This is a genomic window from Streptomyces asoensis, from assembly GCF_013085465.1.
Lineage (GTDB): Bacteria > Actinomycetota > Actinomycetes > Streptomycetales > Streptomycetaceae > Streptomyces > Streptomyces cacaoi_A.
Genome location: NZ_CP049838.1, coordinates 6393737 through 6408484, shown reverse-complemented (window position 1 = coordinate 6408484; position 14748 = coordinate 6393737). Strand labels below are relative to the sequence as shown.

Annotated in this window: 14 protein-coding genes and 4 pseudogenes; 9 read left to right on the top strand and 9 right to left on the bottom strand. The window is 68.9% G+C overall.

What is annotated here, in order from left to right; translation table 11 throughout:
- Nucleotides 1-140 precede the first annotated feature (140 nt).
- Together G9272_RS28835 and G9272_RS28830 are read left to right on the top strand one after the other, a co-directional pair.
- Nucleotides 141-1208, top strand: a complete 1068-nt coding sequence (locus tag G9272_RS28835; protein ID WP_216377835.1) for a ParA family protein — start codon at nucleotides 141-143, stop codon at nucleotides 1206-1208.
- Nucleotides 1205-1804, top strand: coding sequence for a hypothetical protein (locus tag G9272_RS28830; protein ID WP_253267974.1), 600 nt, complete (start codon nucleotides 1205-1207; stop codon nucleotides 1802-1804). Before G9272_RS28835 ends, G9272_RS28830 begins: the two co-directional genes overlap by 4 nt.
- Before the next feature lie 95 nt (nucleotides 1805-1899).
- Here G9272_RS28830 and G9272_RS28825 read toward each other — a convergent pair.
- The 5 genes and pseudogenes from G9272_RS28825 to G9272_RS28805 all read right to left on the bottom strand — a co-directional run.
- Nucleotides 1900-2710 (bottom strand): annotated as a pseudogene (locus G9272_RS28825) (IS5 family transposase).
- Nucleotides 2711-2812: 102 nt separating this feature from the next.
- Entirely contained in the window at nucleotides 2813-3073 is a 261-nt protein-coding gene (locus tag G9272_RS28820) for a hypothetical protein (RefSeq protein WP_171399226.1), read from the bottom strand.
- A gap of 116 nt (nucleotides 3074-3189) precedes the next feature.
- A pseudogene (locus tag G9272_RS28815) lies at nucleotides 3190-4858 on the bottom strand (relaxase/mobilization nuclease domain-containing protein).
- Nucleotides 4848-5419: pseudogene (locus G9272_RS28810) on the bottom strand (hypothetical protein). The pseudogenes G9272_RS28815 and G9272_RS28810 overlap by 11 nt, the downstream one beginning before the upstream one ends.
- Nucleotides 5420-5734: 315 nt before the next feature.
- Nucleotides 5735-6289 (bottom strand): annotated as a pseudogene (locus G9272_RS28805) (DUF3631 domain-containing protein); the annotation flags it as partial.
- An 83-nt stretch (nucleotides 6290-6372) separates the two neighbouring features.
- Here G9272_RS28805 and G9272_RS45480 point away from each other — a divergent pair.
- The 3 genes from G9272_RS45480 to G9272_RS45980 are packed head-to-tail and all read left to right on the top strand — an operon-like array spanning nucleotide 6373 to nucleotide 7484.
- A complete protein-coding gene (locus G9272_RS45480) occupies nucleotides 6373-7017 on the top strand; it encodes a phage integrase central domain-containing protein (RefSeq protein ID WP_253267972.1) in 645 nt (214 codons plus the stop codon).
- A 27-nt stretch (nucleotides 7018-7044) separates the two neighbouring features.
- Entirely contained in the window at nucleotides 7045-7365 is a 321-nt protein-coding gene (locus G9272_RS45475; protein WP_437184312.1) for a tyrosine-type recombinase/integrase, read from the top strand.
- Nucleotides 7362-7484 (top strand): hypothetical protein, encoded by a 123-nt coding sequence (locus tag G9272_RS45980; RefSeq protein WP_301272150.1) that lies wholly within the window; start codon nucleotides 7362-7364, stop codon nucleotides 7482-7484. The genes G9272_RS45475 and G9272_RS45980 overlap by 4 nt, the downstream gene beginning before the upstream one ends.
- A 108-nt stretch (nucleotides 7485-7592) precedes the next feature.
- Here the strand turns inward: G9272_RS45980 and ychF are convergent, their stop codons facing one another.
- On the bottom strand, nucleotides 7593-8681 hold the full coding sequence (gene ychF, locus G9272_RS28795; protein ID WP_171399225.1) for a redox-regulated ATPase YchF: 1089 nt from the start codon (nucleotides 8679-8681) through the stop codon (nucleotides 7593-7595).
- A gap of 446 nt (nucleotides 8682-9127) precedes the next feature.
- Between ychF and G9272_RS46215 the strand changes: the two genes are divergently transcribed.
- Nucleotides 9128-9517, top strand: a complete 390-nt coding sequence (locus G9272_RS46215) for a DUF6542 domain-containing protein (protein ID WP_367398560.1) — start codon at nucleotides 9128-9130, stop codon at nucleotides 9515-9517.
- A gap of 228 nt (nucleotides 9518-9745) precedes the next feature.
- On the opposite strand, the gene ppgK is transcribed toward G9272_RS46215, so the two are convergent.
- Together ppgK and G9272_RS28780 are read right to left on the bottom strand one after the other, a co-directional pair.
- On the bottom strand, nucleotides 9746-10492 hold the full coding sequence (gene ppgK, locus G9272_RS28785; RefSeq protein WP_171399223.1) for a polyphosphate--glucose phosphotransferase: 747 nt from the start codon (nucleotides 10490-10492) through the stop codon (nucleotides 9746-9748).
- A gap of 49 nt (nucleotides 10493-10541) precedes the next feature.
- Entirely contained in the window at nucleotides 10542-11597 is a 1056-nt protein-coding gene (locus G9272_RS28780) for a 4-hydroxy-3-methylbut-2-enyl diphosphate reductase (protein WP_171399222.1), read from the bottom strand.
- A gap of 203 nt (nucleotides 11598-11800) precedes the next feature.
- Here G9272_RS28780 and xseA point away from each other — a divergent pair, with 203 nt between their 5' ends.
- The 3 genes from xseA to G9272_RS28765 all read left to right on the top strand — a co-directional run bounded on the left by xseA (nucleotide 11801) and on the right by G9272_RS28765 (nucleotide 14084).
- Entirely contained in the window at nucleotides 11801-13045 is a 1245-nt protein-coding gene (xseA, locus tag G9272_RS28775) for an exodeoxyribonuclease VII large subunit (protein ID WP_171399221.1), read from the top strand.
- 37 nt (nucleotides 13046-13082) lie between these two features.
- Complete coding sequence (locus G9272_RS28770) at nucleotides 13083-13307, top strand: exodeoxyribonuclease VII small subunit (protein WP_171399220.1); 225 nt, start codon at nucleotides 13083-13085, stop codon at nucleotides 13305-13307.
- 186 nt (nucleotides 13308-13493) lie between these two features.
- Entirely contained in the window at nucleotides 13494-14084 is a 591-nt protein-coding gene (locus G9272_RS28765; protein WP_171399219.1) for a malonic semialdehyde reductase, read from the top strand.
- A gap of 118 nt (nucleotides 14085-14202) precedes the next feature.
- Here G9272_RS28765 and G9272_RS28760 read toward each other — a convergent pair whose 3' ends face one another.
- The gene (locus G9272_RS28760) at nucleotides 14203-14727 is read right to left on the bottom strand and encodes a DUF4245 domain-containing protein (protein ID WP_171399218.1); all 525 of its coding nucleotides are present in this window, start codon (nucleotides 14725-14727) and stop codon (nucleotides 14203-14205) included.
- Between the last annotated feature and the right edge of the window lie 21 nt (nucleotides 14728-14748).

Below are 14748 nucleotides of genomic sequence, written 5' to 3'. Positions count from 1 at the left end.
ATTGACCCAGCACAACTTGGCGCTCAGGGGGCGCGCATTTTCAACTGTGCATCTATGTAACGAGGTTGAGGCTTGACGGTTGGTGTGGGCAACCTTCACGCTTGGCGTGCAATTGTGAATGCCGTTCACGGGGAGGTGTCATGGAGGGCACACCCGAGGCGGAGGACCAGCTCGTTGGACTGTTCGAGGTGGCGGAGATGGCGGGGGTCGGCCGGTCGGCTGTCGCGAACTGGCGGACTCGCGACAAGCGCTTTCCTGTTCCTGTCGCAGACCTGCGTAGCGGTCCGGTCTTCCGGGCGAGTCAAATTCGGCGCTACCTCAAGCAGAGGAAGAAGCACGTGGCCAAAGCTCATGTCATCGCGACCATCAACCTAAAGGGCGGCGTCGGCAAAACCACCACCACGGCCGGACTCGCGGAATTCCTCTCGGGGGAGTTCAACAAGCGAGTCCTGGTCATTGACCTCGACCCGCAGACTAACTTGACGACGGTCCTGATCGGGGAGAAGAAGTGGGAGGAGCTCAACGACGACGGGTACACCCTGGCGACCCTTTTCAAGGACGCCCTCCGGCCCGAGGGGGAACCTCCGGAGTTCGATCTGGAGAAGACGCTCCAGTGCAACGTGTCTCCAGTGAACGAGGTAACCAAAGTGGATCTTCTTCCCTCCTCGCTGGACCTCATCGACGTCCAGGACCGCTTGGCTTCCATGTCGTCCGGGCGCTTCTACAGCAATAATCCGACCGATCTTCTGCGTAAGGCAGTTTGGAAGATCATCAATGACTACGACTACGTCCTCGTCGACTGTCCGCCGAACCTCGGCATCGTCACTTTGAATGGTTTGCGCATTTCTGACGGGTACATCATCCCGACGATTCCGGACGTTCTCTCGACGTACGGAATTCCTCAGATCCAGCGGCATGTCAAAGCGTTCGCTGACGACAATGCGCAACCGATCACGGAGATCGGTATCGTTGTGACGAAGTACAGGGCAGCTTCAACTGTGCACAGGAACACGGTGCTCAGGCTCGAAGCCGACGAGGAACTCCCTGAGGTGCTGCAGACATATATTCCCGAGCGAGACGCCATCGCCGGCTCGGCGGAGTTCGTCGACCGCAGTACTCTGCGGCAGAAGTACGGCTACCAAGGGGAGTACAAGGCCTTCCGTTCGATGACGGAGGAGTTCATCGAGCTGGTCGAGGAGAAGGCGTGAGCGAGCAGAGCGACAACGAGGCCGCGGTCGTGGCTGGTGACGTCTCGGACGAAGGGGGGCCTGGTCGGCAGGAAGACGGAACCCTCTTGCAGGCTCAGGCCGCGGAGGCCGCAGAAGCTCTCCTGAAGCTGGGGGCGTCCGACCCGGACCTGGCGGGAACCCTCGCGCGTGTTCTTGGCGTGGTGGCCGCCGAAGCCGCGCGTACGACTCGTTTCTCCCGAGCGCTGAGCAGGGCCCTCACCTCTCCCGAGCCGCACATCGCATCCCGCTCGGCTGAACGCCCGCGGCGCAGCAGCCGACGGGCCCCTGGGGTAATCGATCCATTCGCAGTTTTCGCCGCAGCCGGCGATGTGGGACTTCGCTCACGTCTGGGCGAACTAACCCTCGAACAACTCCGGGACATCATCGCGGAACATGGGATGGACCATGACCGCCTAGCGATGAAGTGGAAAGATATACAGCGCGTCAGCGACCGCATCGTGGAGCGTGTCGAATCACGGACCGCGAAGGGAGCCGCCTTCCGGGGACGGCCGGAGCAGTCCACCGATCCGCACGGCGTTGGCAGTGGTCCGAAAACCGAGAACTCGCCAGCTTGAGGTTAGGGTGCTGGGAGTCCCCTGGTGCCGCTGATCCGCAAGGACGCCGACTTGATGGCGGCGTCCTTGACGGTCAGCTCGCGGACTAACAACGGCTAACACAATGAGCTGAGTTGTCGGTGGGTGATGAGGCAGCAGGCGAGTTTGAGGAATGCTTCGTGGATGTCGGCTCGCCGTTCCCATCGGATCCGCAGACGTCGGAAGCCGTGAGCCACGCAAAGCTCCTCTCCAGGACCCAGCGGTAGGTGCCCAGTCCTGTGCCGTGCAGGGTGCCGCGGCGGGCGATCGCGGGCACGATGCCGCGGGCGCGGACCTGGTCGCGGTAGATGTCGTGGTCGTAGCCTCGGTCGGCGAACAGAGAATCCGGCCTGCGGCGGGGACGTCCGACCCGGCCGCGGACCGGCGGGATCGCGTCGAGCAGCGGCAGCAACTGCGTGAAGTCGTTGCGGTTGCCCCCGGTCAGCAGGACCGCAAGCGGGGTGCCGTGCCCGTCGGTGATCAGATGGTGTTTCGAGTCGGCCCGGCCCCGGTCGACCGGCGAGGGGCCCGTGTGGATCCCCCTTTTAACGCCCTGACGTGGGAGGAGTCGACCACGCACCTCGACCAGTCCAACCGGGAAGCCGCATTCAGCTCGGCCAGCAGGACCTCGTGCAACCGCTGCCACACGCCGGCCTCGTTCCAGTCCCGCAGCCGCCGCCAGCACGTCATGCCCGAGCCGAAACCGAGCTCCTGCGGCAGGTACTCCCACTGGATCCCGGTATGCAGCACATACAAGATCCCGCACAGCACGTCCCGGTCCGGCAACGGCTTGCGGCCGGGATACCGAAAGCGCCGCTCACGCTGCGGTAACAGCGGCTCCAGGCGGTCCCACAGCTCATCCGACACAATCCACGGCGACGTCCCCACACCAGACCAAACGCTCAACTCCCGCGCCAGTCACGGCAGCCAGGACCAATCCACCTCTTTCTGTTAGCCGTTGTAAGTGCGTTCGCAGACTAGCTGCCCGCGCTATTGCAACCCGTCAGTGTTGAGGCGGTGTAGGTATTTCCGCAAGAAGTACCGGGTCGTGTCGATGTTGGCGATTTGGTCCTTATGACTGAAGCGGCTGTCCGCCCACGACGTCTTTCCCGATGAGTCGTAGAGCAGTTGGCCTCCGGCGATCCGGTAAGTGCGGGATTCGCTGTAGTTCTTCTGGCTGGTCTCCGTACGAGCGGTGAAGCCCTCATTCATCTCCAACAGTTGCTGGACCACCGCTACGGTGAGCCGCATGGAATCCTCCTTATGTCGGCGTTGGCGACCCAAAGCCGGGGGCCGTTGGGTCCGTGTGCAGCCCGACGTCGTTACGAGACGGTCAACGATCGTTGGCAGCTAATGCTCCCGCAAGATCACGCCAAACGAGATGACTTCCTAGTAACTGGCGAGGCCGAGGCACGTGGTGCGACGGACACGGACGACGTTTTGCTAATGCTGCTTCGGCTCCGAGCCGCTTGGGTGCGTCGGTTCGGCTGGGCGATGATGCGCCAGTTGAGGACCTCGGCAGGGCACTCGGCGCTGGAGAGCTCGCGCTGGGTGCCCACCTCGGCCAGGAGACGGCGAGTGTTGTGGCCCTCCGAGTCGGCGCGGGCGAGGGTGGTGGTCAGCGCAGGCCAGGAGGGGTCGGCCATGATGCGGTCGGCGTGGGCGGGGAGGGCTGCGCGAAGGTCCTGCTCGAAGCGGCGGGCGGTTTCGGCTCGTGGGGCGCGGCGGGTCAGGTCTGCTAGGACGGGACTGGCGGCCTGCTGGTAGCCGGCCTGGAGGTGGCGGAAGGCTTCGTCTGCTGCTGCGGCCTGCTGTTCGTGACCTCGCTGCTCGTGCCACTTCGCGGCGGCACGGGTCAGGTGCACAGTGGCGAAGAACAGGGCGATGGCGAGTCCGCCCGGTCCGGTGGAGGCGTAGGTGAGTTCCTTGGCGGCTTGGCATAGGGCGTGGGCTGCTTGGTGGTCCGCGCGGGTGGCGGATCGGCGGGCGCGGTTGAACGCTGTGGCGGCTGCGCGTAGCTCTGCACGGTGCGGGCCGAGTGTGGCGCTGGCGATGTTGTAGAGGGCGTCGCCGAAGGCGGCGAGGTGGGCCTGGGCTGCGGCATCGTCGTCGGAGTCGAGGGCGATGCGCGCCGTCTGTATCGCGGCGATGGTGTGCTGCCACGGCTCGGCGAGGTCCGCCGCGAAGCAGAGGCAGTCGACCTTCTCCTGGTTGGGGAGGCGCTCGCGGAGGCGGTTGATGGAGAGGTCGGGGGCGAGCTTCGATCCGCCGTACCAGACGGGCTCGCCAGCGCTGTTGGTGTCGCCGGGTGCGGCGAGGCTGTAGCCGATCACGTCGCCGCTCTCGGGGCCGAGGCGTGTCTTGACCATGACGCCTAGCGACTGAAGCACGGTGAAGTAGTCGGCCTCCGTGTGCGCGGCGGCGGCGACCGCGTACGCCCGCTCGCGCAGCCAGTGCCGTGCCGTCACCGACTGCCCCTGGCGCTCGGCTTTGGCGCGTTCGGCGCCGGTGGGGGTGCGGGGCGCGGTGAGGTCACCGGACTTCAGGCGGCGCAGGCCGAACTCGGTCTCGATCCTGCGGCACTCGGCCTGGGCCCGTCGGCCGTCCTGGTGGGTGCGTGGGCGGCGTCCGTCGGCGCGGACGGTGGTGGCCATGATGTGGATGTGGACGTCGGCGTGACGGACCGCGATCCATCGGCATGCCTTCTCGTCGCCGTCGGGGGCGATGCCCGTGGCGTGCACGACGCGGTGGGCGACCTCGGCCCACTCCACTCGGCGTCGGTGAGGTAGCGGTCGCCGGGCGCGGTGCGGACCGGGCAGTGCCAGACGTGCTGCGCTGGCTTCCTGCCGCCCAGCTCGCGGGCGCGCAGGTCGACGTGGTGGTCGAGTCGCCTGGCGAGCTGGGAGTAGGTGGCTGCCGGGTCGCGGCCAGGGTCGGGAGCGCCGGCCGGTTGGTGTGCTCGTCGCGGCGGCCGGGGCCGAAGAGGTAGGCGATCAGTCCGTGGCTGTCGGAACCCGTGGAGACGTCAGGAACCATGAGCCGTGCCTTCCGACAGGAGCTGGTCGATGAGGTGGAAGCGGTTCTGTGCTGCTCGCTCGACGCGGTCGAGAACCGCCTCGGCGCGCTCGGACACGGTTCCTCGGTTGATGGCTGTGGTGATCTTGTTGAGGTTGCCGCCGATGCGGTTCAGCGCGACCGTATGTGCCTCGACGGCCTCGATCAGCGGGCGCAGAGGATCGTCCTCCGGACTGCCGACCATCCCCGCTTTGCCCTGCGCAACAGCCAGGGCCGCGTCCCCGACGAACCCGGCGAACCTCTGACCGCGCTGGTGAGCGGCGGCGCTGATCACCTGGACCGCGGTGCGCGTGAAGCGGATGGTCTTCTCCTGGGCGCGCTTCTCCACAGTGCGCTTGCGGTTCATCTGCGCGGGCAGGACGGGGGCGTCGAGATCCCGCCAGGGGGCTGCTCGACGAGCAATGCGACATCGGTCGGCGAATTGCTGGGACCTACGGAGTCGGCTGCGGGCTGGCAGGAGCCCTCGGCCACCTCCTCCTCCGGCTCGGGCTCCCCCTGGCGCTCGGTCTTGTCCTCCGCCATCCCTGGGGCGGGGGCAAGCGCGGACGAAGCCTCGTTAGAGGCTCGTTCGCTCCAGCTTGCTGCCGGTTGTCGGGTGAGCCTGAACAGCTTCCTGCGGCGGCGGGAGGTGGTGTCGTCGGCGTTCGATTCGGGCATGGTGGTGCTCCGTCGGTCGTGTGAGGTGGGGCCTCGTCGCATCCGTCGCATCCGTCCCGTGGCTGGTCAGCGCAGGTACGCAGACGGCCGCAGGTACGGAGTGATCCGTAACGGCGAGGAGATCCGTCCCCGCGCTGACCTGCGCGGGGACGGATGCGACGGATTGCTGCGGACCTGGTGTCAGCGAGTGGGCCTGGGGCCTGCGGGCCCTCCCGGCGGGCCAGTGGGCAGCGTCCCGGACGGAGGAACGGGCGGCCTACTTCGGGTCGGACGTGCCAGGAACTCGGCGGTGGGTACCGATGGCACGGGGTCAGGGCAGTAGCGGGCCCAGGCGTCCACGAACTGGTTGCGGGCGTACGCCTTAGCCTGCCTGCCGTTCTCGAACCGGTAGTTGGCTGGGCTGATACCGAAGTCACGCAGCAGATTCGCCGGGTGGTAAGCGTTCAGGCCCTTCGTGCCGGACTCCGCCCACGGAGCCTCGGCGTCCTGGATGGGCACGGCGAGCAGGTCCTGACTGCGCAGAGCCTCCCTGCCGTCCTCCTGGTCGAAGACGCGGCGGATGTCACGCAGCAACCGCGTCTTCAGCGTCGTCTGCTCATCCTGGACCACCTCGCTGCGCGTCATCGTCAGACAGGCGGCACGTGCCCGCGCGGGCCACTTCCCACCGGCGAGGTCGGCGACGATGACCAGCGGCTCCCACGTATCGGCGGCGCGGTCCTCGACGGGCATCTTCGGGCGACGAGCGGGACGCTCGCACGCTCAGCAGCGACATCGAGGACGGTGGCCACTACTGACAACCGACACGAAGGAGAAGCCACTTGGCCAACATCCAGAAGCGCCCCAACGGCAAATGGCGAGCCCGCTACCGCGACCTCGACGGCAAGGAGCACGCCCGCCACTTCGACCGCAAGATCGACGCCCAACGGTGGATCGACGAGGTTACGACCAGCCTGGTCACCGGTCAGTACATCGACCCGCGATCGGCGAAAAGGCCCTTCAAGGAGTACGCGGAGGAATGGCGGGCCATCCAGCCGCACCGACCTTCCACGGCCAAGGCGGTGGCCCAGCACCTGCGCTGCTACGTCTACCCGGCCTGGGAGAAGCGGGCACTCGGCGCCATCAAGCCCGGCGATGTACAGAGCTGGGTCACCAGCCTGACTACCACGCACGGGCTGGCCGCCAGCACCTCACGGACGGTCTTCAACACGGTCAACGCCGTCTTCCGGGCGGCCGTCCGTGACCGGATGATCCCCCACAACCCGTGCGCCGAGGCGAAACTGCCCTCGGTGCCCCGGAAGAAGATCGTGCCTTTGGCCGTCGAGCAGGTGCGGACGCTGTCCGAGGAGATACCCGCAAAGTGCCTCGTGCTGCTCGGCGCGGCCACCGGGCTCCGCCCCGGCGAGCTCTTCGGTCTCCAGCTCCGGCACGTGGACCTGCTGCACGCGACTGTCTCGGTCGAGTAGCAGATCCAGCAGACCGCCAAGCACGGCGTGTACGTCTGCCCGCCCAAGACCGCTCGCTCGCACCGCACGGTCCCGCTCCCTCGCATGGCGGTGGATGCGATGAAGGCCCACCTGCGGGACTTCCCCGCCGATGGGCCCGAAGGCTGGATCTTCACGGCGCCGCAAGGCGGACCCGTGGTCTACACGCACTTCATGGACGCCTCCTGGCGGCCCGCCTACGCGAAGGCCAGCATAGCGAAGGGCACCGGACCCCACGCCCTCCGGCACCACTACGCCAGCCTGCTGATCAAGCACGGCGAGTCCGTGAAGACGTCTCCGAGCGCCTCGGCCACACCAACGCGGCCATGACGCTGAACATCTACACCCACCTGTGGCCCGACTCCGAGGAGCGGACCCGGGCCGCCGTCGACAAGGCGTACGCGGACCAGTCCGCCAATGCCCAGCCACAGGTCGACGAAGCGGCGTAGCCGCTCCCCCGCGCACTGACCGAAGTCAGCGCGCTGCGGACTCTGCGCGGACCGCAAAGGCCGCCCAACCCGCTCCGTCGCAGGTCAGACGGCCTTTCGCCGAACGTATTAGACGTTGAAGCGGAACTCCACCACGTCGCCGTCCTGCATGACGTAGTCCTTGCCTTCCATACGGGCCTTGCCCTTGGCTCGGGCCTCGGCGACCGAGCCGGTCTCCACCAGGTCGGCGAAGGAGATGACCTCCGCCTTGATGAAGCCCTTCTGGAAGTCGGTGTGGATGACACCGGCGGCCTCGGGTGCGGTGGCGCCCTTCTTGATGGTCCAGGCGCGGGACTCCTTGGGGCCGGCCGTGAGGTACGTCTGGAGGCCGAGGGTGTTGAAGCCGACGCGGGCGAGGGTGGCGAGGCCGGGCTCCTCGGCGCCGACCGACTCCAGCAGCTCCATCGCGTCCTCCTCGTCCAGCTCGGCGAGGTCCTGCTCCAGCTTGGCGTTGAGGAAGATCGCCTCGGCGGGGGCGACCAGCGCGCTCTGCTCGGCCTTGAAGTCCTCGTCGACCAGCTCGTCCTCGTCGACGTTGAAGACGTACAGGAAGGGCTTGGTGGTGAGCAGGTGCAGGTCGTGCAGGAGCTCCTCGCGCCCGGAGCCCTGGACGATGCCCGCGGAGAAGAGGGTGTCGCCCTTCTCCAGGATCTCCTTCGCCGCCTCGACCGCCGCGACCTTCGCCGCGACCTCCTTCTTGATCCGCGACTCCTTCTGGAGACGCGGCAGGACCTTCTCGATCGTCTGGAGGTCCGCGAGGATCAGCTCCGTGTTGATCGTCTCGATGTCGTCCTTGGGCGAGACCTTGCCGTCGACATGGACGACGTTCTCGTCCTTGAAGGCGCGGATGACCTGGCAGATCGCGTCGGACTCGCGGATGTTCGCGAGGAACTTGTTGCCGAGGCCCTCGCCCTCCGAAGCGCCCTTCACGATGCCGGCGATGTCGACGAAGTCCACCGTCGCCGGGAGGATCCGCTGCGAGGAGAAGATCTCGGCCAGCTTCGTGAGGCGGGCGTCCGGGACGCCGACCACGCCGACGTTCGGCTCGATCGTGGCGAACGGGTAGTTGGCCGCCAGCACGTCGTTCTTGGTCAGGGCGTTGAACAGGGTCGACTTGCCGACATTCGGCAGACCGACGATTCCGATCGTGAGCGACACGTTGCGACTTCCCGTGGTGAGAGGGCCGGAGGGCCAGTTCCCGAAGTGAGAGGGCCAGGGGCCAGAGAGCTGACCGGTCCCCCAGTTTACGGCGTGCCCGGCGCCGCCCCGGCGGACCTGTCGAACGCATGGCCAAGCTCCGCCCCACGGCGTGTCCGACACCCGATTCGGCACATAAACCGACCTAAGTTGGTCCAGTGGAGCAACACAGGACGCGCCCCCCGGCCCAAGGCACCCGCCGCGACACACCACCCCTGCCGCCCCTGCCGCCCCAGGGAGGCCGGGAAGCAAGCCGGGAGCCGGGCCGGGAGTCAGACCGCAAGCAGCCTCGCCCGGCGGGCGGCCCCGCCCGGGCCGGCGCCCCGCGCTCCGGCGGTCCCCGTCCCGCCTCCACCGGGCGACGGCCCGCGCCGCCCCTGGAGCGGACGGTGCGGACGGTGCGCCGGATGCCGAACCCCCGGCTCACCGGGCTCGGCGGCGGGCTGTTCAGCGGGGTGCTGATGTTCGTGATCGGCTGCCTGGACGAGCTGCTGTTCGGTGCCTCGCTGACGGTGTACAGCGTGCTGTTCCTGCCCGTGTGCCTGCTGACCGCCCTGTGGGTGCGCGGGGGCGACCTGCTGTCCGCGCCGGTGGTCGCGCCGATCGCCTTCGCCGTGGGGCTGCTGCCCCTGTCCGAGGGCGGGAACGGCATCGGGGCGCGGCTGATGGGGCTGGTGACGGCGCTGGCCACCCAGGTCGGCTGGCTGTACGCCGGGACGCTCGTGGCGGGAGCGGTCATCCTGGCACGCGGACTGCGCCGGGCGGCGGCCCGCCGACAGACCGCGAACCGCCGCTAGCCGCTAGCCGCCGTCTGCCGTCGCCGACGGCAGGTCGCCGGACCACCGCCACCGGGCCACCGAGCCACCCGGCTACCGAACCGGGCTACCGGGTCACCGGGCAGGGCCGAGCCACCGGGCCACCGGGCCAGGCCTGGCTACCGGGCTACCGGGCTCCCGGGCTCCTACCGGGCCGCCGGGCTCCCGGGCCGGCCTACCGGGCCGCCGGGCTCCCGGGCAGGCTCGGGGCTAGTCCCCCTTCGCCGCCCGCATCGCCGCTCCCACGATGCCCGCGTTGTTCAGCAACTGGGCCGGCACGATCTCCGCCCGGATGCCCTCGATGAGGTGCAGGAACTTGTCGGCCTTGCGGCTGACGCCGCCGCCGATGACGAACAGCTCGGGCGAGAAGAGCATCTCGACGTGGGCGAGGTACTTCGTGACCCTGCGGGCCCAGTGCTCCCAGGTAAGCTCGCCGTCCTCCTTGGCCTTGCTGGAGGCGCGCTTCTCGGCGTCGTGCCCGTGCAGCTCCAGGTGGCCGAGCTCGGTGTTGGGGACGAGGACGCCGTCGACGAAGAGGGCGCTGCCGATGCCCGTACCGAACGTCAGCAGGATCACCGTGCCGCTGCGGTCGCGGCCGGCGCCGAAGGACACCTCCGCGACGCCCGCCGCGTCCGCGTCGTTGACCACCGTCACCGGCAGGCCGCCCAGCCGCTCGCTGAAGAGGGCACGCGCGTCCGTGTCGATCCAGCTCTTGTCGACGTTGGCCGCCGTACGGATCGTGGAGCCGCCGGTGACCACGCCCGGGAAGGTCAGGCCCACCGGTCCCGTCCACTCGAAGTGCTCGACGACCTGCCGCACACCGTCGGCCACGCTCTCGGGCGTGGCCGGGTGCGGGGTGAGCACTTTGTGACGCTCCTGAGCCAGGTCGCCCCTGTCCAAATCCACCGGGGCGCCCTTGATCCCGGAGCCGCCGATGTCCACGCCGAAGATCTGCATGGCCCTACGTTACGACGGTCGACGGACAGTCACGCGGCCGAGGTGCCGGTCAGCTGTCCGCAGGACCGGCCACCGCGTCGGACGCCGCCTCGGCCGCCGTACCGCTGCCGCCCCGCTCGGCCGCCAGTGCCGCCGCCTCCTCGCGCAGGTCACGGCGGAGCTCCTTGGGCAGCGAGAAGGTGATGTGCTCCTCGGCCGCCTTGACGAGCTCGACGTCCCCGTAGCCGCGCTCGGTGAGCCAGGCCAGGACCTCTTCGACGAGGACCTCCGGGACGGAGGCGCCGGAGGTGACGCCCACCGTGGTCACGCCCTCCAGCCACGCCTCGTCGATCTCGCTCGCGAAGTCGACCAGGTAGGCCTCGCGGGACCCGGCGAGCTTGGCGACCTCGACGAGCCGCTTGGAGTTGGAGGAGTTGCGGGAGCCGACCACGATCACCAGCTCCGCCTCCGCGCCCATCTGCTTCACCGCGAGCTGACGGTTCTGCGTGGCGTAGCAGATGTCGTCGCTGGGCGGGGAGATGAGCTGCGGGAACTTCTCCTTGAGGGCGTCGACCGTCTCCATGGTCTCGTCGACCGAGAGGGTGGTCTGGGAGAGCCACACGATCTTCGAGGGGTCGCGGACCTCCACCTTGGCGACGTCCTCGGGACCGTCGACGAGCTGGATGTGCTCGGGGGCCTCGCCGGAGGTGCCGATGACCTCTTCGTGGCCCTCGTGCCCGATCAGGAGGATGTCGTAGTCCTCGCTGGCGAAGCGGACGGCTTCCTTGTGGACCTTGGTGACCAGGGGGCAGGTCGCGTCGATCGTGGCCAGTCGGCCGCGCGCGGCCTCCTCGTGGACGACGGGGGCGACACCGTGCGCGGAGAACATGACGATGTTGCCCGGCGGGACCTCGTCGGTCCGCTCGACGAAGACGGCGCCCTTCCGCTCCAGGGTCTGCACGACGTACTTGTTGTGGACGATCTCGTGCCGGACGTAGACCGGCGCCCCGTACTGCTCCAGGGCCTTCTCGACGGCGATCACGGCACGGTCGACGCCCGCGCAGTAGCCCCGGGGGGCGGCGAGCAGGACACGGCGGCGGCCAGGCGAAGCAGTCATGCGTCCCATCGTAAGGCCGCGCCCGAGGGGTCGGAGATCACCGCTCGGGGGAGACCGGTCGCGCAGCGTGGACGGTCGGGGCCCCCGGGACAGGGAGTCCGCCGCCCAGGGAGTCCGCCACCGCCCTGCCTCCCCTTTCCCCGGCCCCCGCCCTTCCTGTCCCGGGGGCGAGGACCCCCGGATTGTCGGTAGTGGCCGATACGCTCGGGCGCATGGCTGTGAACACGTCCGCGGACGCCCCGCTGCCCGTCGGCGAGGTCTCGCGGCTCATCGGAAGCTGGATCGACCGGCTCGGCGCGGTGTGGGTCGAGGGGCAGATCACCCAGTTGTCGCGGCGCCCGGGTGCGGGCGTGGTGTTTCTGACGCTGCGGGACCCGTCGCACGACATCTCGGTGAGCGTGACCTGCTACCGGCAGGTCTTCGACGCGGTCGCGGACGTCGTCGGCGAGGGTGCGCGGGTCGTCGTCCACGCGAAGCCGGAGTGGTACGCGCCGCGCGGCCAGTTGTCGCTGCGGGCCGTCGAGATAAGGCCGGTGGGGGTCGGTGAGCTGCTGGCGCGGCTGGAGCAGCTGAAGAAGTCCCTGGCCGCGGAGGGGCTCTTCGCCCCCGCCCGGAAGAAGCCGCTGCCCTTCCTGCCGCAGCTCATCGGGCTGGTGTGCGGACGGGCCTCCGCCGCCGAGCGGGACGTCCTCGAGAACGCCCGGCACCGCTGGCCCGCCGTCCGCTTCGAGGTGCGCAACGTCGCCGTCCAGGGCGTGCACGCGGTGACCCAGGTCGTCCAGGCGGTGAAGGAGCTGGACGGCCTGGACGACGTGGACGTGATCATCGTCGCGCGCGGCGGTGGAAGCGTGGAGGATCTGCTGCCGTTCTCCGACGAGCAGTTGGTCAGGGCGGTCGCGGCCTGCCGTACGCCGGTCGTCTCGGCGATCGGGCACGAGCCGGACAATCCACTGCTCGACCACGTGGCCGACCTGCGCGCCTCGACGCCGACCGACGCCGCGAAGAAGGTCGTACCGGACGTCGGCGAGGAACTGGAGCGGGTGCGGATGCTGCGCGGGCGGGCGCGGCGGTGTGCGCAGGCGTTCCTGGAGCGGGAGGAGCGCGGGCTCGCCCACGCCCTCGCGCGGCCCGCGATACAGGATCCGCACCGGATGATCGACGAGCGGGCCGATCACGTCTCCTCGCTCGTCGACCGTTCGCGGCGCACGCTCGGGCACCTCCTGGACCGCGCCGACTCCGAGCTGACCCACACGCACGCGCGCGTGGTGGCACTCTCGCCGGCCGCGACGCTGAAGCGGGGGTACGCGGTGCTCCAGAAGGCCGACGGGCACGTGGTCCGGGATCCGGCCGAGGTGACGGCCGCCGAGACACTGCGCGCGCGGGTCGCCGAGGGCGAGTTCACGGTGCGGGTCGGCAACATCGACAACGTCGGCAACATCGGCAACATCGGCAACTAGGCAGCAACGACCGCAAACGACCACTGGGAATGGGTGCATGACGAGCAAGACGGACGAGGCGCTCGGGTACGAGCAGGCCCGCGACGAGCTGATCGAGGTCGTACGGCGTCTGGAGGCGGGGGGTACGACGCTGGAGGAGTCCCTCGCCCTCTGGGAGCGCGGTGAGGAGCTGGCCAAGGTGTGCCGGCGCTGGCTGGAGGGTGCCCGGGCGCGGCTGGACGCGGCGCTGGCCGATGAGGAGGAAACGGAAGAGGGGGAGTGAGCCGATGCCCCCGGCCGGGGTCGATGACCTGCGGCCCGGGTGCTGTGCGGCAGATCTGTGAAGCGGATCACCCCACTCCGACCTTTGTTGAACTTTGAACCTTCCCCGCGTACTGTCGGTGCCGTCAGCCTATCCGGACCACGGTCCGGTACTGGATCCGGACGCCACCCCCGAGGAAGTTCCCGCATGTCTCTCGTTCTTGACGCCACCGCCCAGGACCTGCTGTTCCGCGAGGCCCGCACCGCGAACACCTTCACCGACGAGCCGGTGACCGACGAGCAGGTCCAGGCGATCTACGACCTGGTCAAGTACGGACCGACTGCGTTCAACCAGACCCCGCTGCGCATCACCCTGGTCCGCTCCGCCGAGGCCCGCGAGCGCCTGGTGCAGCACATGGCCGAGGGCAACCAGCCCAAGACCGCCATCGCCCCGCTGGTCGCGATCCTCTCCGCGGACAACGAGTTCCACCAGGAGCTGCCGACCCTGTTCCCGGCCTTCCCGCAGGCCAAGGACCTGTTCTTCAGCGAGCGTCCGGCCCGCGAGGGTGCCGCCGCGCTGAACGCCGCCCTCCAGGCCGCGTACTTCATCATCGGCATCCGCGCCGCCGGCCTGGCCGCCGGCCCGATGACCGGTGTGGACTTCGAGGGCGTCCGCAAGGAGTTCCTGGACGACGACCACACCCCGCTGATGGTCGTCAACATCGGCAAGCCGGGCGAGGGCGCCTCCTACCCGCGCTCCCCGCGTCTGGCGTACGACGAGGTCGTCACCACCGTCTGAGACCGGTGAGGACATGTGAAGAGGCCCCCGGCGTGCTCGCCGGGGGCCTCTTCACATGTCACTTTCACATGTCACTGCGCGGGACATTTCGCGGGACATTTCGCGGACCGGAGGGCGTTCACGCGAGCTTCAGCGCCCCGGCCATCGTCGACAGCTGCTCGAAGGACCCCGTGCCCGCCACCACGGTCGTCGAGCCCGCCGCGCCCTGGAGAACGAGCGCGTCGTAGCGGCCGCCGGTGTAGCGGGTCCAGGTGCGGCCGCCGATCTGCTCGGTGACCTTGGTCGCCTTCGAGCCCTGGCTGGCCTCCTCGACGAACTCCGAGCGCTGCTGAGTCGACTGCTCGACCGTCACGTACTCCCCGTCGGGAGCGTGGAAACCGAGGTGCCAGGCGTCGAAGTCGTCGCCCTGGAACCGCACCGAGGTCGCCTTCCAGGTGTCGGGCAGGCCCTCGGGCGCGGCCACCGGGTACGACGCCGCGCGGCGCGCCGTGAGGAGCTCGACGCGGTAGTCGACCTGCTGGACCTCGCGAGGGCGATCGTCGTGCGGGACGAAGAGATATATGACCCATGCCGCGATCACGATCACCCCGAGGGAGAGGATCATGTCGCGGGCCGTCTTCTGCTTGCCGTTCGAACCTGCCACGCCCCCTATCGTCGCAGGTGC

What these genes read in the sequence shown, in the direction of transcription:
- G9272_RS28835 (WP_216377835.1), top strand. Translation starts at nt 141, where the DNA reads ATGGAGGGCACACCCGAGGCGGAGGACCAGCTCGTTGGACTGTTCGAG.
- G9272_RS28820 (WP_171399226.1), bottom strand. Translation starts at nt 3,073, where the DNA reads ATGCGGCTCACCGTAGCGGTGGTCCAGCAACTGTTGGAGATGAATGAG.
- G9272_RS45980 (WP_301272150.1), top strand. Translation starts at nt 7,362, where the DNA reads ATGACGCTGAACATCTACACCCACCTGTGGCCCGACTCCGAGGAGCGG.
- G9272_RS46215 (WP_367398560.1), top strand. Translation starts at nt 9,128, where the DNA reads ATGCCGAACCCCCGGCTCACCGGGCTCGGCGGCGGGCTGTTCAGCGGG.
- ppgK (WP_171399223.1), bottom strand. Translation starts at nt 10,492, where the DNA reads ATGCAGATCTTCGGCGTGGACATCGGCGGCTCCGGGATCAAGGGCGCC.
- G9272_RS28780 (WP_171399222.1), bottom strand. Translation starts at nt 11,597, where the DNA reads ATGGGACGCATGACTGCTTCGCCTGGCCGCCGCCGTGTCCTGCTCGCC.
- xseA (WP_171399221.1), top strand. Translation starts at nt 11,801, where the DNA reads ATGGCTGTGAACACGTCCGCGGACGCCCCGCTGCCCGTCGGCGAGGTC.
- G9272_RS28770 (WP_171399220.1), top strand. Translation starts at nt 13,083, where the DNA reads ATGACGAGCAAGACGGACGAGGCGCTCGGGTACGAGCAGGCCCGCGAC.
- G9272_RS28765 (WP_171399219.1), top strand. Translation starts at nt 13,494, where the DNA reads ATGTCTCTCGTTCTTGACGCCACCGCCCAGGACCTGCTGTTCCGCGAG.